We start from the raw sequence: 23,654 nt of genomic DNA, 5'->3' as shown, positions 1-23,654 counted from the left end.
GAACAACCGCATGGGCAGCTTTGTCATTATCACGGAAGAACCGTACGAGCCAGGTTGGCTCTCGCGCAACTTGTTCGGAGCGACTCCTCGTCCGCGTCCGCCGCGACCTGATGAGACGCTCGATCTGACGGCCACGGCCGACAAAATCGTGGATGCGTTTGTAGAGCATGGTTATCTGCACCACCCGCTGGCTCCGCCGATCCATTCTCCGGAAGAGACGCACGCGACGCAGACGTTGTTTACCGACAGCGGCGATCAGCGCGTTTGGGCCGACCCGAATCTTCAGTGGCTGCATTGGGCCTTTGAGCCACGCTGCTTGCGGCGCGATATCGAAGGCTTGTTGCAGCCGGTCACCAACGAAGATGTCTGGCCCGATGGTGAACTTCCCGAGTCGCTCGATCCTCATGAAATGGTTGCGCCGACGCTCGATATCCATCTCTTCTCACAGCCGATCGAGCTGATCGAGCGCACCTACGACGCCAAGGTCGGGCATCCCTGGGCGATGATCGAATTTCACTATGGCGAATTTTTTCACGAAGGTCGCCCTCGTCGCTGGAGCGAAGAGCAACCGCTGGCCGTCGACCTGGCGAAGCTGTTTGGTTGCCGTGTGGAAGCCAGATTGTTGACTTAGTCGCGCCGCATTGGGCTTTAATCTGGCGAAAAAGTGGGGAGAAATCGAAATTCTGCGATATTTCACTGCGATCCAAGATTTTTCGTCTGATGGATCGGCCCAGCAAGACTAATTCTCATTTGAGACATCCGCTTGTCGTCGCGTTCACGTTTTCGATTACTCGCCAATCCCCGCATGCCCGACCCCACCGAAGCACAAAACGAGCAATTCGTCGCGCGGATGACGGCGGCGCAGCCGGGCCTATTTGCGTTTGTCCTGACGTTGGCGCCCCATGCGGCGGATGCGCGCGATATCCTATCCGAAACCAATTTGGCGCTCTGGAAAAAGCGGAGCGAATACGATTCGACGCTCGACTTCTGGCCTTGGGCGTGCCGCTTCGCGCGGCTGCAAGTTTTGGCGTTTCGGAAGCGCCAGCAACGGGATCGCCTGGTGCTGACCGACGAGGTGGTCAGTTTGGTCGCAGCCAGGTCCGAAACGGCGGCCCGCGCCGGTCATGATTCGCTAGGAGCGCTCGAGAGTTGTTTGGGCGAACTGGAGGAGAGTCGCGTTCATATTCTTCGGCGTCGTTATACCGATGGACTTTCGGTCGCACAGATCGCCGACGAGTTCGAGAAGACAGCCGGCTCGGTGGCCGATCTGCTGTATCGGCTTCGTCTGCGTTTGGCGAGTTGCATTGAACGTAAACTAGCGACGGAAGCGAGACCATGAGTGAGCGTCAGCCGAATGACGAACTAGCGCAGTTGCTGAAGCGAATGGATCAGGCCGAACTTTCCGCCGCAGAGAAGGCTCAGCTCAACGCGTTGCTGCAAAACGATGCTGAGGCGCTCGACCTATTCGTCCGTCATCAGGCGATCGATGCGCACTTGGCTTGGCGTTTTGCGGCGACTCCCGGCATAGACGATCCGCTTGCCGCAATTGCTGCCGCTGAAAATAAAACTCCCGCGCTCGATCCGAAATCAAGCCGAGCCAGTTCTCTCCAGCGGCATGGCTGGCTGTTGGCGATCGCCGCTTTGTTGGTCGGGCTGTTCATCGGTTTTCCGCTTGGGCTCGGCGTCCAAAGCGATTCGACGCAAGATGTCGCCATCGCAACTTTGACGTCGATCGGCCCCGGTACGAAATGGAGCGACCCTTTTGGTCGCGCCCTAAAGATTGGCGCTGCGCTCGAGAAAGGTTGGATCAATCTTGACGCTGGCACGATCGAATTGACCTTTAGCAGCGGCGCGACGGTAAACATTGATGGCCCCGCGTCGTTCGCAATTGACTCGCCGCTGCGGGGATTTTTGAACTATGGCGCCGTGCGAGTGCATGCTCCTGAAAGCGCTCGTGATTTTGCCGTCGGCACCGCGTCGATGGAAGTTGTTGACTTAGGGACCGAGTTTGACTTGTCGGTCAGTCAGCAGTCTGGCGCCGCCGAGATCAACGTTGTCGACGGGCTGGTCGATTTGTATTTGTCAAGCGCCGGTCGAGCCAATCGTATCCAGTCGCTGAGCGCCGGAGAATCGGCCGCGATTGATTCGTCAGGCGAGATCACGTCGATTCAAGGAGGCGCCGCCGATCCCCGCCTACTGGCGCACTGGCGATTGGACGACAGCGCCGACAGCACCAACGTTGTCGACAGTTCCCCTCATCAATTCGATGGCAAGTTGAACATGTCGACCAGCCGGCGTTCGCGACCAGGGAAAGCGGGCCAGGCCTTGGAACTGGGCGCCGATGGCTTTGTCGACTTTAGCGAGCATTTGTCGGCGCTGACCGGCGCCAGCGCTTTTACGCTCACCGCATGGGTGCGAAACGCGGACGATATCGTCTTCTCCGTTTCAGACGGCACGGCCCAACAACGTATTCAATTTGAGCTGGAAGAGAATTGGCTCTACTATGGTTGGCAGCAGGGAGATCGGTTTGATCGGATTTCGGCGAGCGTAGCTCCTTGGCAGCCTGATCGCTGGCACCAAGTCGCCGTCTCGGTCAGCGGCGGCAGCGTCACTCTTTACCGGGATGGTCGAGCGCTGATCGAACCCAAAAGAATGGGGGGAGTCATCAACACGCGGGCAATTGCTCCCATTCAATTACAGAACCCTACATCCGCCTACTTGGGGCGCGTTCCTTCCAATCATGCCCAAGCAGAGCAATTCCTGGGGGGAGAGCTCGATGACGTCCAGCTTTATGGGCGCGCGTTAGACGAGGTAGCGATTCGCTACCTTTTCGAGCATCCCGGAGAAACGCTCCCCCACGGACCGAATTGATCCACGATTTCACGCTTACGGATGCGACTTCAAAGTTACCCACCCCTTTGCAAAGGAAAACGCCTCATGACTGCTTCTGATCAATCATCGCGACGAGATTTTCTCGTCGCTTCGACCGCGGCGGTCACGGCCGCTTCGCTGGCGACCATCGTACCGTCGACCGTATATGGCGCCGATGGCCAAGTTGCTCCCAACGATAAGATCACCCTCGGCGTCATCGGAATTGGTCCCCGCTGCACGTACGATCTGAAAGCGATGTTGCCGTTCCAAGATGTGCAATGCGTCGCGATCGCTGACGTGCAGGCAAGTCGCCGCGACGCCGGCAAAACCTTGGTTGACTCGCACTATGGCAACGCCGATTGCGTGCTGTATCAAGACTTTCGCGAACTGCTCGCTCGTAAAGACATCGACGCGGTCCTGATCGCGACCGGCGATCGTTGGCACTCGGCCGCGTCGATTCTGGCCGCCGAAGCTGGAAAAGATGTTTATAGCGAAAAGCCGTGCGGCATCACGATCGCCGATTGCCAAAAGCTCGCTGACACGATGCACCGCGAGCAGCGCGTCTTCCAAGCAGGCACGCAGCGCCGAAGCGTTGCGAACTTTAAAAAGGCGGTCGAAATCGCGCACTCGGGTAAACTTGGCAAGCTGCATACGTTGCATGCTTCGGTCTACAATCCAGTGCTAGAGAACAGTTGGCTGCCAGCTGAAGCGGAGCCGGCCAAAGATGTCTGCGATTGGAATATGTGGCTTGGCCCGGCCGCTTGGCGTCCTTACAACAAAAAATATGTCGGCGGCGGTTGGCGCGGACAATGGGATTTTGATTCCGGTGCGCGGCTGTTGGACTGGGGCGCCCATACGGTCGACTTGTGCCAATGGGCGAATCAGTCCGATGACACGATGCCGATTGAATATGTGCCGAGCCAAGAGAACATCGTGTGTCATTACGCCAACGGCGTGAAACTGGTGCTCGACTTTCTGCCGCAGCCGTTCGGCAAACGCGAACCGCACTATATTACGCGGCTTGGCACTTGTCCGGTCCGCTTTATTGGTGATCAGGGTTGGGTCGAAACCGGCGATAGCGGCGAGATTGCCATCGAGCCGGAGTCGCTGCGCAAGCAGTTGCCGGAGGCGAAAAAACGGGTAAATGGTCTCGACGTTTCGACCCACGCTCGCAACTTCTTCGACTGCATGCGAACGCGTGAAATGACCGCCGCCAATCAGGACGTGATGCGACGTTCGCACATCGCGAGCCATGCCGCGGCGATTGCCTGGATTTTGCAGCGCAAGCTGACGTTGGATCCGGTGAAGGAAGAATTTGTCGGCGACGACGAGGCCAATTTGCTCCGTTCGCGGGGAACGCGCGACTGGACCGTGTAGTCAACGGATTGCTGGGCGACCCGACCAGTCAGGAACAGGCTGGTCGGGCGACCCAAGCCGCTCTTCCCTGGGCGCATAAAAAAACCTGCGTGCGGTCGCAGGTGGGTCTCGAAGGATTGCTCGGGTGGTTGGCCGCGTTAGGCGGCGGCGCGGTCGGTGTTGGATTGCGATGTTGGTCGCTGCGGCATGCGGATCGTCGCCGGAGCGTCGTGCTGGTCAATCTCGGCTGGTTCCAGCGCGACCGGACGTTCTCCGCGAGCGCCGCCGAGGTGCCCCAGCAAGACGCCGATCGCTTTGGGGCTAGGCAGCGCCTTCAATGTTTGGGCGATCACCTGGTTCCAGTAGCTGGTCGTATCCAACTGTTGCGGATGCCGTGCTCGCAGGCGCTCGGCGGCTGCGGCCGCGGCGAAATCGCGATCTTGTTGCAGTGCGGCAGGTTTCACCATCAACTGCGACGCGGTGGTCGGCCGGCTGAGCAGACCTTGCGCCTTCAGTGAGTAGGCGATGTCCAGATCGGCGGCTTGATCACCAAGCGACGCAGCGGCTGGAAGTAGCGGCTCTAGCCAACTACGGCGATAAAACGCCGCCAGGCGACTTGGCCCGACCAGCGATTTCCCCTCTTCCAGCCGCAGAAATCGCCGATAGCCGAGCGAGTCGGCCGCGACGCCGATCGACGCAATCGCGTCGTCACAGCGGAGCGCAGGCGAAACAGCGGCAACTGCCGGATCGGCGAACATTGACCGTATGCTGTCAGCCCAGCCCGCCGTGGCGACAACGCCAGACGCAAGCAGGTGAATGATCTCGCCGCTGGAAGCAGCGGCGCCAATCATCCAGCACTGAGCATCGGTGACGGCACTGCGGGCTTCGACGAATTTGACTTCGCCGGCCAGCTCGTACGGATCGGTATAAAAACCGGTGTGAACGACAACAACATCGGCGTAGGCGGGGCGATTTTCTAGCACCGACAGCATCGTCTCTTCAAGCAGCGCCGCGTCATGCAGCGCCGGGATGATGATCGAGAGTCGCACAGATTTTCTTTCCTTCCGGCTTCGACGCCTGGCGCCGCATATCAGGGGTGACCATAAGCATTGCCGGCATGCTTACGTGATGAATCTTCGGAACCGAAGGGCTCACGAGTTTACCTGTTTCCCCTAAAAACGCAGGAGGCGCCAGAATCGGGAAGCGTCAAGCTAGCGGCGCCATCACTTCTTCTCGGCCCAAACCCCTAAAAGTGAGATTAAAAGTTCCACTGCTTTCTCCATTTCATCCAGACAGGCCCATTCCAGCGGCGAGTGGGGATTGTGCTGACCCGTCGAGAGATTCGGGGACGGCAATCCCTGTTCGGTCAGGATCGAACCATCGGTTCCGCCGCGAATGACTTCCTGTTTGGGGGTTCGAGAAAGCCGCTGGTGGGCCTCGATCGCATAAGCGAGCGCACGCGGTTCTTTTTCCAAGCCTTCGCGCATGTTGCGGTACTGCGGCGAGGTGACGACTGCTAGCTTGCAACCAGGAAAATCGACTTCGACGCTGCGCGCCGTCGAGCGTAACAAATCAGCCTGCGTTGCGAGTTCCGCCATATCGAACGAACGGAGGATGAACTGGATTTCGACTTCGGCGACGCCCCCTTTCACTTGAACCGGGTGGACGAAACCATCGCGGCCCGAGGTCGTCTCTGGCGACATCATGTCGCGCGGCAAGCGATCGAGAAACATCCCGGCCGCTTTCAGCGCATTCACCATTCGCCCTTTGGCGATCGACGGATGGATGTTGACGCCGTGGACCGAGACGACCGCCATATCGGCCGAGAAAGTCTCGGCGTTGATTTCGTCCGCGCCTCCCCCGTCCAACGTGTAGCAAACATCGGCCGCGAGTCGCTTTAGATCGACGTGGTCGACTCCATGCCCGATTTCCTCGTCGCAGGTCAACAAGATCTTGACCGGACCATGCGGCATCTGCGGATCGGCCAGCAATCTTTCGGCCAATTCCAGAATGACGGCGATTCCGGCTTTGTCATCGCCTCCGAGCAGCGTCGTGCCGTCGGTGGTGATCAGCGTGCAGCCATGCAGGTCGGCCAGCTCTGGATTTTCGCTTTCGCGGATTACCTGGCTGGGGTCGCCCGGCAATACGATATCACCGCCCTCGTAATTCTGGATGACCTGCGGTTTCACGCCGGCGCCGGTTGTCTCCGGCGAGGTGTCTAGATGCGCGCAAAAGGCGACAGAGGGCGCGTCCGCCACATTGCCGGGAATCTCAGCGTAGATGATGCCGTATTCGTCCTGTTCGGCGTTGGCGATCCCAAAGGCTCGCATCTCGTCCGCCAGCAGTTTACCGAGCGCCAATTGCCCCTTCGAACTAGGGTATTCTGCCCCCGGAACTCCAGCCGTGGTATCAACTTGAACGTAGCGGAGAAAACGGTCTAACAGTCGTTTGCGGGTCATTCGGCCAAGTCTCAAGAAATAAAAAACAGAGCTCCTGCGGTTGCTCTATTTCACTCGCCCCAGCGGCAAATGGCAACCTGTCGGCTGCGGGGGAGACAAAGCTCAATATTTCGGTTTAACGCGGACGATCATACCGTATAATGTCACAACGCTAAAGTTCCAGCGCAGACACGGTCCTGATCGGCGAAGCGAGGTCACCAGTGGCGAAGAAAGCTCCCCGCAAAAAACTTCCAAAGGAAGTCGCGATTATCAACGCCGACAACTGCACCGGCTGCGAGTCATGCCTGGAAGTCTGCCCGGTCGACTGCATCGTCAAGATCGAGCAATATCCAACCATGGGCGGACTGCAAAGTTGGTGCGAGATCGATCTGGATCGCTGCGTTGGGTGCGAAGTCTGCGTCCACATCCCGCAGAAGAAAACGAACCCCTACGAGCTGACCGTCTGTCCGTGGGACGCGATCGAAATGGTGCCGACCGAAAAGTGCCACGAAGTGGTCTCGCAAATCGGCGGTCCGCCCGAATACATCCACGAGCATTGGGATCGACTGGTCGGCACGGCGTTTCATCTGGCCGAACTGAAAGCCAATGGGTAAGTCCGCTGCGCGGTAATGACAAGTGTCTAAGGAAGTTCGACCGCCCCGGACACTCGCCCGTTGCGCCAGCGAGAGAATGCCGTCTGCAAACTTTAACCGCGCTGAGTTTTCTCGTTCCGATTTGCCGCGGAGGGTTTCGTTTTCGACGCTTCCTCACCTATTCCCTCGCTCGCGCAACGGGCTAGTGCCCGAGACTTTTCGGCATTCGTTCTCAGGCATTGGTGATTAGCAATTAGTCAATTCCGCCCAGGACGATCTCATGGCGCGCAACGTAGAAATCAAGGCCCGCGTCAATGACATGTCGCGGTTACGACATCTGGCGGCGGAGATCGCCAACGAGGGTCCTTGGACGCTTCATCAGGTCGATGTCTTTTTTCATACCGCCAGCGGCCGACTAAAACTGCGGACGATCAATGACGAAGAGTCGGAGTTGATTTACTACCATCGCGCCGATCAAACAGGACCCAAGACCTCAACCTATGTGCGGACTCCGACGGCGGATCCCAGCGGTCTCCGTTTCGTCTTGTCAGCCGTGCTGGGAGAGTTGGGAGAAGTCCGTAAACGCCGCACGCTCTATCTAGTTGGACAGACGCGGATTCATTTGGACGAAGTTGTCGACTTGGGGGATTTCATGGAATTGGAAGTCGTCCTGCGCGACGATCAGTCCGTAACAGAAGGGGAGAAAATCGCGGCCGAATTAATGAAGCGATTCGAGATTCGGCCCGCGGATCTATGCGACGGGGCCTATCTAGATCTGATCGGCTCGACAGAAACGCTCCGTGCGATGGATGAGTAAGTTCGAACCAAAAAGGGACCGCCGCAGCGGTCCCTTCTCAGTTCAACGTCTGCAATTATTTCTTTAGATCGTTTAGCTCAAAGTTTAGAATGGCGGCTTCTCCTTCGACCACATTAATCGGCTTGGGATAGGCGATTGCGTCGTACTGGATCACCATCATTCGCGCTTCCTTGTCCATATCAGCAAAGCCGGGGATTTCGGCAGGCGTTTTCGTTGGGACACGCAACTGCACGGCATGCTCGCCGATCAACGCACCGGAGATTTGATCGGTGTATTGCAACGCGTACTTTCCGTCGATATCGGTTCGTCCAAACGAAGCACGGCCTGTAGTAGGCCGAAACTCGAGCGAGACGCCCTCGATCGGCGCGCCACCACGAGTCACGACGCCGCTGACTTCTTCCAGCGGCAAACCATGTCCTGCCGAACAACCAAGTGAACAGAGCAAGACCGCGCAGATCGTCGCACGAGACAAATAGGCAATCATCAATTCCTCCAACTAACGGGCGATTCAAAAGACGTCAAGTCGGCTCGCTAAGTGAAACGTGGCGACTAGTATTCGCCGATCACCTCACCACCAGCTCGGGTCGCCAACGAGGAATAGATGGCGCCATCGATCGTTTCTGGCAAAAAACTGACATGCGCGTCGGTAAAGACGAACATCGCTCCACCGGGATGGAAGCTGCCGAACGAGCGGTGCGGGTACAAGCTGTTCGAGGTTGCGTTGATCGGGTAGCTGGAGCTTGCTCCGGGAAAAACGCGATCGTGATAATTAACATAGTCGGTACAGGCCCACGTCCCGGCACGGCGCACAACTGTCGAGCCCGTATTGGCGATATCGCCGCCGTCACGTTCGCCTACCATTAGCGTGTTGCTCGTTCCATCGATCATGTCGCGAAAACTTCGACCTTCATTATGGCAAAAGACGCCGTTATAGTTCTTAGTGTCGAAATTGGCGTCTGGCGTGAAGTTGCCGGTATTGGCGTATTCCATCGAGCCGCCGCAAGCCATGTAGTTGGATGTCCCTAGATTCTCTCGAAAGGTATTGACTGAGCCCAAGATATCGGAAGGGCACAGATAGGCGTTCACCGCTCTTGCGCCCGTTTCACCGGCCGCGCCGGTCGGAACTTCGGTGGTAAAACCGCTCGTATCCGTTTTCAACTCTTGGTATAGCGCATCCTGTTCAAGGAACGGCAAGATCGAGACGCTCCAGATAATCGGGTTTTTACCACCGCTCATACCGGCGTAATGTGAGACGCCGGGCGGAAACGCCAAGTGCGTATCGTGGTAGTTGTGGATCGCTAAACCGATCTGCTTTAACTTATTCGAGCACGACATCCGCCGCGCCGCTTCTCGGGCTTGCTGTACCGCAGGTAAGAGCAAAGCGATTAAGACGCCGATGATCGCAATCACGACTAATAGCTCGACCAATGTAAAACCACTATGACGTGTTGATTTTGTCATGGATGACCTCTGAATGGTAATAAAGGGAATTTGTGGTAAAATCCTGCTGTAGCATTCGATTGCTGCCATTCTAAGCCGCTAAACTAGCGTCTCCAAGGCTGATTTGCGTGATTGGTCACTTAATTTCAAGAGTGCCAGATTCGAGCGTTTTGTCGACTCTACGGATTGATTGAGTTATCTTGGCAAATAGCTCTCATCGCATTCACTTCCCGCCGAGCCTCTATCATGCCGCATCGCAAACTCGCTTCGCTCTGCTGTTTCGCTCTCTTGATTTCTCCGCTATCGGCCGAAGAGATTCCGCCCGCGCTCAAAGAGTACCAAGGACGGACCATCGCCCAAACGATGCACTATCAGGGCGCTCCTTGGCTGATTCGCGAATCGCGCGAACGGGAAGAAGATTGCACGACGATGGTCAAGCAACTCGGTCTGAAGCCGGGGATGATCGCCTGCGATATGGGGTGCGGTAACGGCTTTTACACGCTCAAGATGGCCGAAGTGGTCGGCGCTGAGGGAAGAGTGCTCGCGGTCGACATTCAGCCCGAGATGCTTCGCTTGTTGCAGGCCCGAGCCGAAGAAGCGGAAATCAAAAACGTCGATCGCATCTTAGGGGATGTCCACGACCCGAAACTGCCCGCAGGCCAAGTCGACCTGATCTTGTGCATTGACGTCTATCACGAGTTTTCGCATCCCGTCCAGATGCTAGCCGCGATGCGCGAGTCACTGAAACCGACAGGCCGCTTGGTGTTGGTCGAATTTCGGGCTGAGGACGAAAATGTGCCGATCAAGCCGCTGCACAAAATGAGCAAAGACCAGGTCAATAAAGAGCTGACCGCCAATGGATTTCGCCTGGCCCGGCAGTTCGACGATCTGCCGTGGCAGCATATGATGTTTTACGCTCGTGACGATTCTCCCAAAGATGAGGCCAAATTGGCCCCGGAACAGCCCCCCACAGAGACGGAACCCGCTTCTAAATAGAGATTTACGTCGCGACTACCACGCTGGGCGGCTCTCACCTAGAATAGAGTTTTGCGCCTCCAATTGCCGTCGTCGCCTGACTCTATGGAAATCGATCAACTTTCCGACTTGCTCGAGAAAGACGCCGTCGCGGCATCTTGGCTCCAACAACTGCGCGTTGCTGACGTTCCGCGTGGTCGCGAAAATATTCGGAGTCTCTCGCGCCACGCGATTGCGCCGGATCTGCTCACGTTTCTGCTGACCCAGCTGGAGCGTTTGCTGCCGATCTCGAGCGATCCTGACATGGCGCTCAACAATCTCGAACGTCTCTTCCAAACCAGCCGCAGTCCGTTATCGTTGGCCGCGCTGTTTGAGCGCGACCTGCGCTCGCTGGAAACGTTGCTGCGAATCTTCGCGACGAGCCAGGCGCTGGCCGATCAACTGATCAACGACCCCGAAAGTTTTGAGCTGCTGCGGATTACGGACGGTCAGCCGATTGCGCGGCAAATGTTGGTCGATGACGTCGTCTACGAAGTCAAAGCGCTGCAAGACGAGAAAGCGATCATGACGGCGCTGCGCCGTTTTAAACGCCGCGAGACGCTGCGCATCGCGTATGGCGACGTGATCCGCGAACAAACGATCAGCGTGGTCACGCGGCAGATCTCGTATCTGGCCGATGCGCTGCTCGAAGCGGCGGTCGCCGCCGCGTTTCGCCTGATGCGCCCCCGCTATGGTCAACCCACGGTCAAAGCCACCGGTCCCGGCGGTCGTCGTCCGGCGCGCTTTGTGGTGTTGGCGTTGGGCAAACTGGGCGGCGTCGAGCTCAACTATTCCAGCGACGTCGATCTCATTTTCATCTATGACGAAAATGGCCAAACCGATGGCGAGAAAAAAATCACTAACGGCGAGTTCTTCGACCGTCTCTCGCAGCGGGTCTTAAAACTATTAGCCGAGTCGACCGAGCTGGGCGCGCCGTATCGCGTCGATATGCGACTACGTCCCGAGGGAGGTCGCGGTCCGTTGGTCGTCAGTCTTGAGTCGGCGCTGCACTATTATGACGTCATGGGGCGAACCTGGGAACGCCAGGCGTTTGTCAAAGCTCGCAGCGTCGCCGGCAATCATGACCTGGGAGAAGAATTGCTGACGCAGCTGGAGCCGTGGGTCTATCGTCGCTATCTCAGCCGCGCCGACATCACCGGCATCAAGGCGCTGAAGCGGCGGATCGAAACGCGGGCCGAGCGGGAAACGACCGACGACACCAACGTAAAAACTGGGCGCGGCGGTATTCGTGATATCGAATTTGTCATCCAGTTTTTACAACTGCTGAACGGCGGCGACTTGCCAGGCATTCGCACCGGCAACACGTTGGAAGCGATCGCCGCGCTTGAAGGCGCCGGCTGCTTGACGCAGCAAGAGCGTACGATCCTGGAAGAAAATTACGCCTTCTTGCGCAAGCTGGAGCATCGCCTGCAAATCATGTTTGATTTGCAGACGCACACGATGCCCAGTGATGAAAAAGAACTGACGAAAGTCGCGCTGCGGATGGGGTATGAACATGGCGTTGAGCAATCGGCGCTCGCCGCTTTCCAACAGGAATACGCTGAAAAAACGGCCCTCAATCGTAAGATCCTCGACCATCTGCTGCATGACGCGTTCCCGGGGGACGACGACATGGCGCCGACAGTCGACTTGGTGCTTGATCCCGAACCAGGCGACGAGACGATCGACGAAGTGCTAACCGCCTACGGATTCCATCACCCGAAAAACGCCTACGACAACCTGATGGCGCTGACGACCGAAAAGGTTCGCTTTCTTTCCACACGCCGCTGTCGTCATTTCTTGGCGGCGATTAGCTCGCAGTTGCTAGAAGCGATTTCGACGACGCCGGACCCTGACTCGACGCTGATCAATTTGGCGCAAGTAAGCGACTCGCTCGGCGGCAAAGGAATCTTGTGGGAACTGTTCAGCGTCAATCCGGCGACGCTCAATCTGTACGTCCGGCTTTGTGCGGGCAGTCCCTATCTCTCGGGCATCCTGATCAGCCATCCCGGTATGATCGACGAGTTGATGGACTCGCTCATGCTCGACAAACTGCCGACGCGGGATACGCTCGACGAGATCTTGACCGAGCTCTGTCGCGGCGCCGAAGACATCACCCCGATCTTGCACAGCTTCAAAAACCTGATGCATCTGCGCGTCGGCGTGCTCGACGTGTTGGGAAAAAAGGACCTGCAGGCACGGCTGGAAACCTTGTCCGACATCGCCGAAATCTGCCTGAAGCGAATCGTTGAACGAGAATACGATCATCTGAGCCAACGCTTTGGCGAACCTTGGTTGTCGGACGGTCGTCGCTGCGATATGACAATCGTCGGCCTTGGCAAGCTAGGCGGTCGTGAGCCCAACTATCACAGTGATCTCGACCTGATCTTTCTTTATGAAGCCGAAGGGCAAACGCAACCAGCCAATGGCAAAGGGCGTCCCGGCAGCGGCACCAGCAATCAACATTTCTTTGGTCAGCTGGCGCAGCGGATTTTGAAATCGGTCAGCGAACTGGGCCCCTATGGACGACTGTACGAAACGGATGCTCGACTACGTCCCACAGGGAAGCATGGCCCGTTGGCCGTCTCGTATGACGAGTTTTATCGCTACCATGTCGAAGGGATGGGGCAGCTGTGGGAACGGCAATCGCTGTGCAAAGCGCGCCCGATCAGCGGTACGACCGAATCCTGTCAGAACGTCGAGCAGTTAATCCGCACCGTGATTTTGGCGAAGCCATGGCGGCCTGAGTACGCGCTCGAAATTCGCGACATGCGCCGGCGCATGGAAGAAACTGCGACCAACGCCAACTTGAAACGCGGTCCAGGCGGAACCGTCGACATTGAATTTGTCGTGCAAATGCTGCAAATGTCGACCGTTGCTGAGCATCCAGAAACATTAGTCCCCAACACGATCGATGCATTGCACGTACTGCATGAAACCGGTCGATTGGCGGACGATGACTTTGCTCATTTTCACGAATCCTATATCTTCCTGCGGATCGTCGAAGCTCGGCTTCGCTTAATGAACACGACCGCACGGCACGACTTGCCGAAGGAACGGCTGGAAGTCGCGAAACTCGCCTATCTGTTGGGCGACATGAACGGCGCCCAGTTGCTGCGCGAGTGTCGCAAACTGGCCCGTGAAACACGACGCCGATTTGAACGCATCTTCAGCGAAGCGGCGCAGTTGACCCCAGCGTCTTCTTCGTAGCCCGTCCGCTTTTTGAAGAAGCGAAGAAATAGAACGCGGCCTAGCCGCGGATGAAGAGCGGCAAAGCACGGTTGGAATCAAGTCGAACATCGCCGCACTAGCCCGCTGCGCTAGCGAGCGACTGGGTTGGCGACCGATACTTGTCGCATGACAGGACACTAGTGTGGCGACGGGTTGCGAGATAGCGCCACTTCAATCGGCATACGCGAACGATTCTTTGGCAGCAAACTTTTTGCGTCTGCAGCAACAACGCTCTGAATAACGCGTCGTTCCACAATTTAAGAAAATTTGCGAACCTTGCAGCGCGCACTTCGCTCTCGTCTTACCAATCCGCGCGTTGAAGTCGGTAATTTTTGGGTGAAGATCGGCTAGGCGCTTTACGCTCCGCTGTCTCGCGCCGCATACTGAGGGCAAGCCCTTTTTTGTCCGATCTCGGTCGCCGACGACAATTGAAAATTTGGAGACGCAAGTGACCCGTTCCATTTTCGTGTTGGTTCTATCGTTCAGTCTCGCCCCTGCACTTTCTTTTGTCGCGGCAGCCGAACCGCAGCCAGATCAGGTTCCGCCGCTCCAGCTCTACGACGGCTTTCAAGGTTACCAGCGCGACGTCACGACCGATTCGGCCGAGGCGCAACAGTGGTTCAACCAAGGGATTCAACTGCTGTACGGTTTCAATCACGACGAAGCGATTCGATCGTTCGAAAAAGCGGCGGAGTTGGACCCTTCGTGCGCGATGGCCTGGTGGGGCTCAGCCTATGCTCGCGGTTTGCATATCAACAATCCGCAAATGGAAGTTGAGCAAAGCAAACTGGCCGACGCGGCGGCCGCTAAGGCGATCGCCGCGCTCGATCAAGAATCGCCGGTCGAACAGGCGTTGGTTCGCGCCGTTCGTACGCGCTATGCAATGCCGGTCCCGGAAGATCGCAAACCGTTGGACGAAGCATACGCGCAAGCGATGAACAAGGTTTGGCGACAATTTCCCGACGACGCTGACGTTGGCGCCCTTTACGCCGAGTCGCTGATGAACTTGCAACCGTGGGACCTATGGACGGCCGATGCGGCGCCCAAAGGACGCGTCTTTGAGATTCTAGCGGTCCTCGAAGATACGCTCTCCAAAGCGCCGCAGCATCCCGGCGCCAATCACTTTTACATTCACGCGATCGAAGCTTCGCCCTGGCCCGAAAAAGGACTGGACGCCGCCAAGCGGCTTAGCCAACTCGTCCCAGGCTCGGGTCACCTGGTTCACATGCCGTCGCATATCTACATCCGGACCGGAATGTACGCCGAAGCGACCGACGCTAACGCTGGAGCGATCGCCGCCGACGAAGCCTATTTCGCCAAAGCGCCGAAGCCTGATTTCTACAGCTTGTACTTCATGCACAACGTGCACTTTCTCGCCTACGCGGCGATGATGGATGGCCGTTATCAAACGGCCATCGACGCCGCGCGGAAAATTGAAGCGGTCATCCCGCCGGAGTTTTTGAAAAACTACGTCGCGATGGCGGACGGGTTCATGCCGACCACGCTGCATGTCATGATTCGGTTTGGCAAGTGGAAAGAAATTCTCGCCGAGCCGGCGCCCGAAGATTGGCGGATGTTCAGCTGCGCTGAACGACACTTCGCCCGCTCGGTTGCTTATTCAGCACTGGGGCGAACCGACAAAGCCCAGCAGGAGATTGATCAGCTGGATCAGGTCGTCAGCAAGCTGGGAGACGAGTGGGTCATGGGGAACAACCCGGCAAAGGACGTGCTGGCGATCGCGCGGAAAATGGCGGTCGGCGAACTCGCTTTTCGCGAGGGCCGCACCGACGAGGCCTTCGCCGAGCTTCGCGCCGCCGTCGAACTGGAAGAAAACCTGACCTACGACGAACCGCCTGGCTGGATGCAGCCGGTTCGACATGCGTTAGGTGCGCTCCTTTTGGCCGATGGGCAAGCGGCGGAAGCGGAAGCGGTTTATCAGGCCGATCTCGCAGATCATCCCAACAACGCCTGGTCGCTGCTGGGCCTGCAACAAGCGATCGGTCGCCAAGGCAGAATCGAAGAAGCCGATGCAATGAACGAGCAGGTTCAAGCCGCCTGGGCGCGAGCCGACGTCAAGCCGGTCGCTAGTTGCTATTGTCACCCAGATGCGCGGGCGCAGACGGAATGACGTTGCGATCGTCGTGCTTCAATCGACGTTCGTCATTTTGCCGAACCGCGTCTGGTTGGCCCAGATAGTTCCGCTATCGCGGCCAACCAAGGAAATAGAGCAAATTCGAGACGCCCTGCCGACTACGGCGAGGGAGGTGGTTCGTGCGGATAAGGTTCTAGGTGGACCAGCACGTCGCGTAGTTGGGCGAACTGCTCGATCAGCTTGTCTTTGACGCGATGTCCGATCCGATGTCCTGCTTCGACGGTGAGTTGGGCGTCGACTTCGATATGGATGTCGGCCAGAAACTCGATGCCGGTTTTGCGGACCCAGAGTTTCTCAACGGCGCAGACGCCGGGAACGGACTCAGCGGCGGCGCGAATCTGTTGAATCAGTTCTTCGTCCGCTTGCGGATCCAACAGCTCACTGGTGCTTTGGCGAAACATTCGGCTGGTGTTGATCAAAATCGCCAGCACGACGACGATCGCTGCGGTCTCATCGGCCCACATGTACGAAGGGCCGCCCCAACGGACGATCGCCAGACCCAGCAGCACCGCTAATGAGCAGAGCGCATCGCTGCGATGATCCCATGCGCTAGCGGCGATCGACAGCGATTTTGTCTGGCGACTAATCGTCAGCTTGTACCAGAAGAGAGATTCTTTAATCACCATGTTGATCGCCGCGATCCACATCGTCCAAACCGGCGGCGTCGCGTGCACGGTTCCCAAGCGGCGGATCGCTTCCCAGCCGACAAAAACCGCCGATATCATAATCAACATCGAGACGTTCGACGCGGCGACGGCTTCGGCCCGGGTATGGCCATAGGGATGCTCTTCATCGGCCGGGCGTTGCGCATACCAGAGTCCAAATATAACGACGATCGAAGTTAACGAATCGCCGAGAGAATTAATAGCGTCAGAGATGAGCGCAAACGAACCCCCTAAAACGCCTCCGGCAAGCTTCACAATTCCCAGCGTCAAGTTCACGAACAACCCTAACCAAGCGGCGCGAGTCGCGCTGCGGTAAAGATGTGCAGGAGAGGAAGCGGAGGAGCTATTCAATTTGCAAGTAACCTGGGATGTTGCGCGAGCGCGAGAGATTTTTCTCTTCGTAGCCCGTTGCGCCAGCAAGGGAAATGCGGCCGCAAGCAAATGACGAATGTCGAAGCGCGAAAGATTTATCGCGAAGTAGTTTCGGCATTCGGTCCGCCACACTTTCCTCGCTTGCGCTGCCGGGCTGCGAATCGCATTGGGGGCTCGTCTATCGTGGCGTAGCGCACGCCAAAAGAAAAGGCCGGCGGAGCGGTTTTCTCGCATCCGTCGGCCTTGATTGGTCGGCGCAAAAAAAGTTACGGCGAGAGTTGATGTTCACCATGCGCGAACTTGTCGTGACAGCTATTGCACTTGGTCAGCATCGCTTTGTAGTGCGTCGTCGCGGCGGCGTAATCTTTTTTCTGGGCGGCGCGATAGAGATCGCCCCCCAGATCGCGCACAGCGACCGAGTATTCGTTCCATGCGGACACGTCTTTTTCGGGAGCACGAATCAAAAGCAAGTTGCCCCCCTCGGCCATAATCAACGACGTCGACTTGATCTCTTTCCAGACTCCATTGTCTTTCGGCTGGCTCGCCATCGCCGGCTTTAACCGTTTGTAAGTTGGTTGAAAGACATATTCCATAAACTCGTGCATGTCCTCTTCCACCGGTTTCGGTTCGGCGGCGGTAGCGCCGCTCACCAGGGATAAAACAACCGAAAGTGCGGCGTAGCTCAGCAAGTGCATTCGAAATTTCATCGCAGAATTCTCCTAGCAGAAAAAGCAAAAATCATTGGCGCCAGCGCAGCAGCCAGCGCCATAACCATCCAGTCAAGAAGTTCGCGCGTCTAAATCAGTAGCGACTGATAGACCTGAAAAAGAGGGAGCGGCGTCGATTGCCTACAGAACGTCTGTTGGGCCGCGTTTCGACCCAACTGATCGGCGCTAGAACTGATTTGGCGCCGCCATGCGGCGAGGCCGCCGCAGTTTGCACCGGCGTCCAGCCCCGCGAAATCCTCGGTTCGCTCAAGCGCGGGATCGACTAGCATTGCCGATGCACGATGAACGTGCCAACCATGGGGGATATTCGTCGCCGGTGTCCCTGCATGAAATTGCTGTAGATGGGCCGCCAATTCCAGCGGCGCAAGCGATTCATGACGATGCGCCCACGGCAGCTGCGTCTGCATCGAGAGCAGCAGCAGACAGACAAGCGTGATGTGGACGATGCGAATCATAGTGCTTGGCGGAAAAGCGACGAAAACGCTGATCGGAGACGACTTTGTAACCTTAGTTCTCGTAGCGGCGGCTGTCAACGAAGGAGATTATGGGGCGGCGTTCCCCTCCCCCCCCCTACGATTCGGTCCACCGTCGCAGCGCAAACCGTTCCAGCAAATTGATCGCGGCGAAGACGACCACCCCCAGCAACGTGCAGCAAATCATCGCTGCGAACAGTTCGTCCGTTTTTAAGTTGTCGCTAGAACTGCGGATGTAATATCCCAGCCCATGCTGAGCGCCGCTATAGCCGACAAAAAACTCGCCGACAATCGCTCCGACCACCGCCAGCCCGCTACTCGATTTCATTCCGGTCACCAGGTAGCGAATCGCTGTCGGAAACTGCAGCTTCCATAGCGTCTGCCAGCGGGAGGCCCGATGCAATCGAAACAATTCGACCAAACTGTGATCGACCGACAGCATTCCCGTGGTGGCGCTGGTGATGATCGGAAAGAGGCTGATAATTGTCGCGACCACAATCACGCTCGGCAAACCATATCCGGTCAGGGTGACGATCCAAGGAGCGATCGCAACGATCGGCACGGTTTGAAAGAAGATCGCATAGGGATATCCGCTGAGTCGAATCAGTCGCGACTGCGAGAAGAGGAGCGCGACCAGGGTGCCCAACACGACCGCCGCTGCAAATCCCGCAAGCGCTGCGACGCCTGTCAGCAGCGTCCCGCTCCACAAATCGGCGCCGTTACGGTAAAACGCCGCACCGACCGCCGCCGGGCTCGGGAGCAAATAGGGAGGGATCTTCCCCTTTGTCACGCAAGTCTGCCAGATCGCCAGTGCGATCAACAGCGTCGCCGTTGGCAACAAAACGCGCTGCAAGGTCTCACGCATTAGGCGGCTCCTTGACGCAAGTGGTGCGAGACCACGCCGCATTGAGCGGCGAACGCGCCAGAAGCGCGTAGTTCGGCGCCGCGCGGCAGATCGAACTGGATCGGCACATCAGCCACAATTTGGCCCGGTCGAGCCGACATGACCAACACGCGCTGGCTCAGGAAAACCGCTTCGGCGACGTTGTGCGTGATAAAGACGCCGGTCCATTTTCGTTGGCCCCATATCGCCAACAGCTCTTCGTTCAATTGCTGCCGCAAGATGTCATCGAGTGCGGCGAATGGTTCGTCTAACAGCAAGACTTGCGGATCGGTCACCAGCGCCCGGGCCAGCGAGACCCGCATTCGCATTCCGCCAGAAAGCATTCGCGGCAGTTTGCGCGCGTCTTCGTGCCGCAGCCCCACTAAATCGATCGCCGCCGGAATTTTGGCGAGCGGTTCTGCGCCGGTTCGGCCCAACAGTTCCAACGGCAAGCGAATATTGTCGTATGTGGTGCGCCACGGCAGTAGCGTCGGATCTTGAAAGACAAACGCGGTTTCGGCGTTGGCGGGGACATGCTGGTTGATGGTGACCTCGCCGCTGGTGGCGGTCTCAAGTCCGGCGATCAGCCGTAAAAGGGTCGACTTGCCGCAGCCCGAAGGGCCGACGAGCGAGACGAACTCTCCGCGCTCGATCGTCAGGTCGGTAGCGGCGATCACCTGCTGTTCGGCAAACGATTTAGTGACCGCGGAAAGTTGAATCATGGTGGAGGACAAGCGAAAACCGGAGAGATATGGAATCTCTAACAGTTTAGGTCAGACGCGACCGTGAGGCAGGGGGCATCTCCGAGTTGAGGCCGTTGGCGGAGGTTTTTTAACGGAACGGAAGCGAAAGGGACAGGATCACAAAAACTAGCATCAAGATCGTCATCCAGAGGCACCCCTGGGCGTAGAAAGAGCTGAGTTGAAGCCGCGGCGGCAAAGCGAAGGTCAAAATCGCCAACAAACTGGCGTCCAGTCCCAAGCCAATAATAACGTAGTAAAGCGAATAGTTCGCCCAACTCCGGCTGATCGTCCATACAAGCATTGTCGATGGAGGAAGATCTACCTCGTTGTCGTCGAAGAAATCGAGAAAAGGGGGCGCCGCTTGCAGCAATACTGTGAAGACAAGGAAGAAGATCAGCAGATGTTGCCCAAGCGTGAAGCAATACGACCACACTCGTCGCCATATCGATTGATCTGACGACGATTTATTGGGCTGTTCCGTCGTTTCGGCGTTGGGTTCTGTCGTCACGTTTCCGCCGCTGGTTTCTGAGCGAAGAGCTTTCCGAAATCACGCTGCGATTCGGCAACCGCTGAAAGGTCCGAAGGCCGTCGATCTAGATGGCTTGATCGGCCGGCTTATCGTTCGATTTCGTCATCGGCTTGCGGACATCAATCCCCTCAGGCGTAAGCACCGAGATGCCGGCGGCGTCGGCAGAACTAGGTTCGAAGAAAGTCGCCGGAATCGGAGTTTTGAAGAGCCATTCAACCACGCTGTGCCACTGCTGCAGACGCAGGAAGTCCGCGGCCTTCATTCCTCGCGGCAAGCCTCGCCGAGCCGAGTTGGCGTTCGTTTTTTCGCGGATCTCCTCGAGCCAGACAACATTCCCATTGCGATCGGCTAGTCGCAACCGACCGGTCACTTCCGTGACTTGAACGGACTCAATATAGAGTTGCCCCAACACGCGCAGGCGGAGCGTATCTGGCGTCAGCTTTTCGCTCACTTCCACGGACAAAACATACTCCGCATCGGGATCCGGCTGATAGCCGGACAACAGCGCTTTGGCGACATATCCTTCCTGCAAATCTTTGGACAGGTCTTTACGTTGCAAATCGAGCGAGGGGACCTCGGCGTCCACCTTGATTGCGATCGCGTCGCCACGGGTCAACAGCGGAGCGACGGGGCGCAAATCACGGAAACTCTCTTGCTCTGCCTGACTGGGCATCTCGGCGGCGACGAGGGTCGAATCGGCACGTGTCAAAGCGCTGGCTGCGTACCATTGTCGCCCGTCCGATCCGAGAGAGCCAAAGGCTCCATGGGGCATTAAATAATTCCAGACGACGCGCTCCGACGGCAAGTGGACCGCTGCTAGATGGTCGGCGATAACCACTTTACTTTTGCCGTCGTGCATAACGCGGATCAACAGCACGTCAGCGGATCCCCACGCCACAAAAGAGGGTTTGAACGGGATCTCAAACGTCTTTTCCACGCGATTATCCGTCAGGTTCCAAAGAACCACATGTTGCGGCCCGCTGGTCGAAAAGCGGCAAGAAGCCAATTGCCGCCCATCGTCCGAGAAGGCAACATGGCCGTATCCGCTGACCTGCTCGTCGGTCGGACTGGCGAGCGTACCTAGCATTTTGCCCGAATCGGCGTCCAGCAATTCGGTCTGACTTGGCGCTATCACGCACAAGGTGCTGCCGCTGGGAGACGACTGAAGCCGGGTCGACCTTCCATAATTTCGTCTCGCCAAAGCGCGGCATTCCGGCAGCTTCCACTGCGTTAGTTCGCCTGCTTCCGACAAGACCCACAACATCGTCCGATCAGAGCCAAACGCCAGCGCTCCAATCTTGTCGCCGCCGCTGGCAAAAGGGCGAAACGCTACCGCCGGCTTGCCGGTCGTCAGATCAAAAAGATCGACGCGGTCTTTGCTCTCCTTCGTCACAAATGCGGCCCAATCTCCGGTTGGCGCCACGGCCTTCAACAGAGTGGGGAACGGAATCGAAGTCCGTTGCATCGGTTTGCCTGTTGCGAGATCCATCAAATCAAAATATTGTTCCTCGATCGTGGAGAGCCCGTGCAATCGCCGGCTCTCCTCTGGCTCGCGCAATCCGATCAAGACGCGATTCGACGAGCGGCATTGATACACGTGCCCAAGTTGCAGCAAAGGCGCCGAGATCCTCAGTTTTGATGTCATGGATTTAGCGGCGACCTGCGGCGCGACGTCGGGCTGATAATTCCACTGGATGCTGGTCTCGATTTCTTCCACTTCTGCGTCAGCGATCGGCGTGAGCGGTGGTAAGCCATGGTCCGCGGCGGTCGCTCCCTTAGCGAGCAGCGCCCTGTTCGCTGCGATATCCTCCGCCGATATCGTCAGCAGCGACATCCGCATGCGGCGATCGTTCGCATTCGAAAAAACCAGCAATCGATCATTGTCGACAAATCGGCGGGATTCGTGCGAAAAGCCTGGGCCCCCTTGCGAACGATCAATCCACACAATATCGGCGGAACCGCGTTCGACCAACGCGCCCCCCGTGATGAGCCAGCCGCTACGATCGTGACGCCATTCCAACGGCCGATCCCGGTACGAAGAGCTCTGCGAGAGACTTTTGCTGGGGTCTTCTTGGAAATTTAGATCGAGCAGTCGCTTCCCGCTGCTCATATCCCAGGTCGCCAAATGCCGGCCTCCTCCCGCGGTCGAATAGACCAACAGTTCTTCACCGTCGGGCGAGAAGCTGATTTGTTTCAAGCTGGATGACGCCGGCAACTCGCTCTTGCCGCCGACGACTCCTGCTTCGACGCCGTTGCGCAAATCGATCAGCCGGGCATTCTTGTCGAGGGAAGAAAATATCGCCGCGTAAGAACCGCCGGGGCTGATGGCCAAGGACTCGTCGTTTGTGAATAGAGGCAGGCTCGCTTCACTGATTTTGCGACCGGTGGCAATATCAAAACAGGAGATCAATCGATCCCCCGAACACGCGATCACAATGCGATCCGAGCCGGCGAAGCGAACCGCCGTAATCAATCTGGTCGTGCCGTCTGGGGCGAACGAATGCACGAGCTTGCCGGTGACGAACGACCAGACCTGCACTTCCATCTGGTGGGTGTCTTTGTTCCGCGCAGAAACCGCCAGGTAGCGGCCGTCAGGGCTGTACTCTACGTTTCGAAGTCCATATTCATCGAATTTGAGTTCGCCGACGAGTCTTTGCGTAGGGAGATGAAATGCGGAGAAGTTCTTCGAGCTTTCCTCAAAAAACACAAAGTGGCTGGGATGCTCAGCGAATTTCGGATGCAGCGAATAGCTCTCGTTCGGAGCAGCCGCGTTGACCTGAACGGACTCGACCAGGCGATAGTCATAAGGGCTCGGATCTGGCGCCGCCTGCCAATTTAGTTGCCCTGCGACCGGCAACGGGGGCGCTTTAGCGCCGCTGGCCGGCATGCTGGGATAGTTGTCTAGATCCTTTTCGGGTGCGGCGACAACGGACGAAGCAGAACTGGGTGGCGCAGACTTCGTCGGCGTACGCGGCGGTTTAAAGGGTGAGCGCGTCGCCGCCTCGGTACGATTCATCTCGACGGGACTGCTTCCTTTGATCGCGTTGGTCAATCGGGCCAGTTCGGCATGGACAAACCGGACATCCTCGAGACTCAGTTTGTCGAGTGGAACTACAACCTCCTGACCGTTATCGTCTCGTTTTAAAAACACCGATCCATCGCGTAAATCGACAAGCTCCGCTTTGACCGAGAATCCGCCTTGGCGAGCATGCCATTCGCGAGCCGGCGCCGGCGCGGCGAAAAGAACAACAAGCAGAGAACATAAGAACGTTCGCACAGCTGAAGCCCTAAAACGAGAAGTTAAGAAAAGTGGGTACCGCTGGCGGCGTTGTCCCGTGACCGATCGTAA

The 23,654-nt window shown here is 57.5% G+C and carries 20 protein-coding genes; 9 read left to right on the top strand and 11 right to left on the bottom strand.

Going from position 1 to position 23,654, the window contains the following annotated elements; all coding sequences use genetic code 11:
- The first annotated feature begins 10 nt into the window (after positions 1–10).
- The 4 genes from DSM3645_RS25920 to DSM3645_RS25905 all read left to right on the top strand — a co-directional run bounded on the left by DSM3645_RS25920 (position 11) and on the right by DSM3645_RS25905 (position 4,248).
- Positions 11–631 carry a hypothetical protein gene (locus DSM3645_RS25920; RefSeq protein ID WP_002655617.1) on the top strand — a complete coding sequence of 207 codons (621 nt, stop codon included), beginning with the start codon at positions 11–13 and terminating at the stop codon, positions 629–631.
- Between the two features lie 174 nt (positions 632–805).
- Positions 806–1,339: a sigma-70 family RNA polymerase sigma factor gene (locus tag DSM3645_RS25915; protein ID WP_002655615.1), complete on the top strand. Its 534-nt coding sequence runs from the start codon at positions 806–808 to the stop codon at positions 1,337–1,339.
- Positions 1,336–2,871, top strand: coding sequence for a LamG-like jellyroll fold domain-containing protein (locus DSM3645_RS25910; RefSeq protein ID WP_002655614.1), 1,536 nt, complete (start codon positions 1,336–1,338; stop codon positions 2,869–2,871). The genes DSM3645_RS25915 and DSM3645_RS25910 overlap by 4 nt, the downstream gene beginning before the upstream one ends.
- 66 nt (positions 2,872–2,937) lie before the next feature.
- The gene (locus DSM3645_RS25905) at positions 2,938–4,248 is read left to right on the top strand and encodes a Gfo/Idh/MocA family protein (RefSeq protein ID WP_002655613.1); all 1,311 of its coding nucleotides are present in this window, start codon (positions 2,938–2,940) and stop codon (positions 4,246–4,248) included.
- 137 nt (positions 4,249–4,385) lie between these two features.
- Here the strand turns inward: DSM3645_RS25905 and DSM3645_RS25900 are convergent, their stop codons facing one another.
- Positions 4,386–5,276 carry a glycosyltransferase family 2 protein gene (locus tag DSM3645_RS25900; RefSeq protein ID WP_002655612.1) on the bottom strand — a complete coding sequence of 297 codons (891 nt, stop codon included), beginning with the start codon at positions 5,274–5,276 and terminating at the stop codon, positions 4,386–4,388.
- A 174-nt stretch (positions 5,277–5,450) separates the two neighbouring features.
- A complete protein-coding gene (gene pepT / locus DSM3645_RS25895) occupies positions 5,451–6,686 on the bottom strand; it encodes a peptidase T (RefSeq protein WP_002655611.1) in 1,236 nt (411 codons plus the stop codon).
- A 200-nt stretch (positions 6,687–6,886) separates the two neighbouring features.
- Here pepT and DSM3645_RS25890 point away from each other — a divergent pair, with 200 nt between their 5' ends.
- Both DSM3645_RS25890 and DSM3645_RS25885 read left to right on the top strand, forming a co-directional pair.
- Positions 6,887–7,279 carry a 4Fe-4S binding protein gene (locus DSM3645_RS25890; RefSeq protein WP_002655610.1) on the top strand — a complete coding sequence of 131 codons (393 nt, stop codon included), beginning with the start codon at positions 6,887–6,889 and terminating at the stop codon, positions 7,277–7,279.
- Between the two features lie 259 nt (positions 7,280–7,538).
- A complete protein-coding gene (locus tag DSM3645_RS25885) occupies positions 7,539–8,075 on the top strand; it encodes a class IV adenylate cyclase (protein WP_002655609.1) in 537 nt (178 codons plus the stop codon).
- A 55-nt stretch (positions 8,076–8,130) separates the two neighbouring features.
- On the opposite strand, the gene DSM3645_RS25880 is transcribed toward DSM3645_RS25885, so the two are convergent.
- Together DSM3645_RS25880 and DSM3645_RS25875 are read right to left on the bottom strand one after the other, a co-directional pair.
- Positions 8,131–8,559 (bottom strand): hypothetical protein, encoded by a 429-nt coding sequence (locus tag DSM3645_RS25880; protein WP_040353028.1) that lies wholly within the window; start codon positions 8,557–8,559, stop codon positions 8,131–8,133.
- Positions 8,560–8,624: 65 nt separating this feature from the next.
- Entirely contained in the window at positions 8,625–9,536 is a 912-nt protein-coding gene (locus DSM3645_RS25875) for a DUF1559 domain-containing protein (RefSeq protein WP_040353027.1), read from the bottom strand.
- Between the two features lie 225 nt (positions 9,537–9,761).
- Here DSM3645_RS25875 and DSM3645_RS25870 point away from each other — a divergent pair, with 225 nt between their 5' ends.
- From DSM3645_RS25870 to DSM3645_RS25860, 3 genes are all read left to right on the top strand, one after another.
- Positions 9,762–10,511, top strand: a complete 750-nt coding sequence (locus tag DSM3645_RS25870; protein ID WP_002655606.1) for a class I SAM-dependent methyltransferase — start codon at positions 9,762–9,764, stop codon at positions 10,509–10,511.
- 84 nt (positions 10,512–10,595) lie between these two features.
- A complete protein-coding gene (gene glnE, locus DSM3645_RS25865; RefSeq protein WP_002655605.1) occupies positions 10,596–13,739 on the top strand; it encodes a bifunctional [glutamate--ammonia ligase]-adenylyl-L-tyrosine phosphorylase/[glutamate--ammonia-ligase] adenylyltransferase in 3,144 nt (1,047 codons plus the stop codon).
- Positions 13,740–14,208: 469 nt separating this feature from the next.
- Positions 14,209–15,888, top strand: coding sequence for a tetratricopeptide repeat protein (locus tag DSM3645_RS25860; RefSeq protein ID WP_161603421.1), 1,680 nt, complete (start codon positions 14,209–14,211; stop codon positions 15,886–15,888).
- A gap of 122 nt (positions 15,889–16,010) precedes the next feature.
- Here DSM3645_RS25860 and DSM3645_RS25855 read toward each other — a convergent pair whose 3' ends face one another.
- From DSM3645_RS25855 to DSM3645_RS25825, 7 genes are all read right to left on the bottom strand, one after another.
- Entirely contained in the window at positions 16,011–16,928 is a 918-nt protein-coding gene (locus tag DSM3645_RS25855) for a cation diffusion facilitator family transporter (protein WP_040353391.1), read from the bottom strand.
- Positions 16,929–17,215: 287 nt separating this feature from the next.
- Positions 17,216–17,656 (bottom strand): cytochrome c, encoded by a 441-nt coding sequence (locus DSM3645_RS25850; RefSeq protein WP_002655601.1) that lies wholly within the window; start codon positions 17,654–17,656, stop codon positions 17,216–17,218.
- Positions 17,657–17,745: 89 nt separating this feature from the next.
- The gene (locus DSM3645_RS25845; RefSeq protein ID WP_002655600.1) at positions 17,746–18,132 is read right to left on the bottom strand and encodes a hypothetical protein; all 387 of its coding nucleotides are present in this window, start codon (positions 18,130–18,132) and stop codon (positions 17,746–17,748) included.
- A gap of 115 nt (positions 18,133–18,247) precedes the next feature.
- Positions 18,248–19,015, bottom strand: coding sequence for an ABC transporter permease (locus tag DSM3645_RS25840; RefSeq protein ID WP_002655599.1), 768 nt, complete (start codon positions 19,013–19,015; stop codon positions 18,248–18,250).
- Positions 19,015–19,755, bottom strand: coding sequence for an ABC transporter ATP-binding protein (locus DSM3645_RS25835; protein ID WP_002655598.1), 741 nt, complete (start codon positions 19,753–19,755; stop codon positions 19,015–19,017). Before DSM3645_RS25835 ends, DSM3645_RS25840 begins: the two co-directional genes overlap by 1 nt.
- 109 nt (positions 19,756–19,864) lie before the next feature.
- Positions 19,865–20,284, bottom strand: coding sequence for a hypothetical protein (locus tag DSM3645_RS25830; RefSeq protein WP_002655597.1), 420 nt, complete (start codon positions 20,282–20,284; stop codon positions 19,865–19,867).
- A gap of 85 nt (positions 20,285–20,369) precedes the next feature.
- Complete coding sequence (locus DSM3645_RS25825; RefSeq protein WP_002655596.1) at positions 20,370–23,582, bottom strand: SHD1 domain-containing protein; 3,213 nt, start codon at positions 23,580–23,582, stop codon at positions 20,370–20,372.
- Positions 23,583–23,654: the final 72 nt, after the last annotated feature.

The organism is Blastopirellula marina DSM 3645 (assembly GCF_000153105.1).
In the GTDB taxonomy this organism is placed as follows: domain Bacteria; phylum Planctomycetota; class Planctomycetia; order Pirellulales; family Pirellulaceae; genus Blastopirellula; species Blastopirellula marina.
Note: the sequence above shows the minus strand (reverse complement) of the source record. Positions and strands in the feature narration are given on the sequence as shown.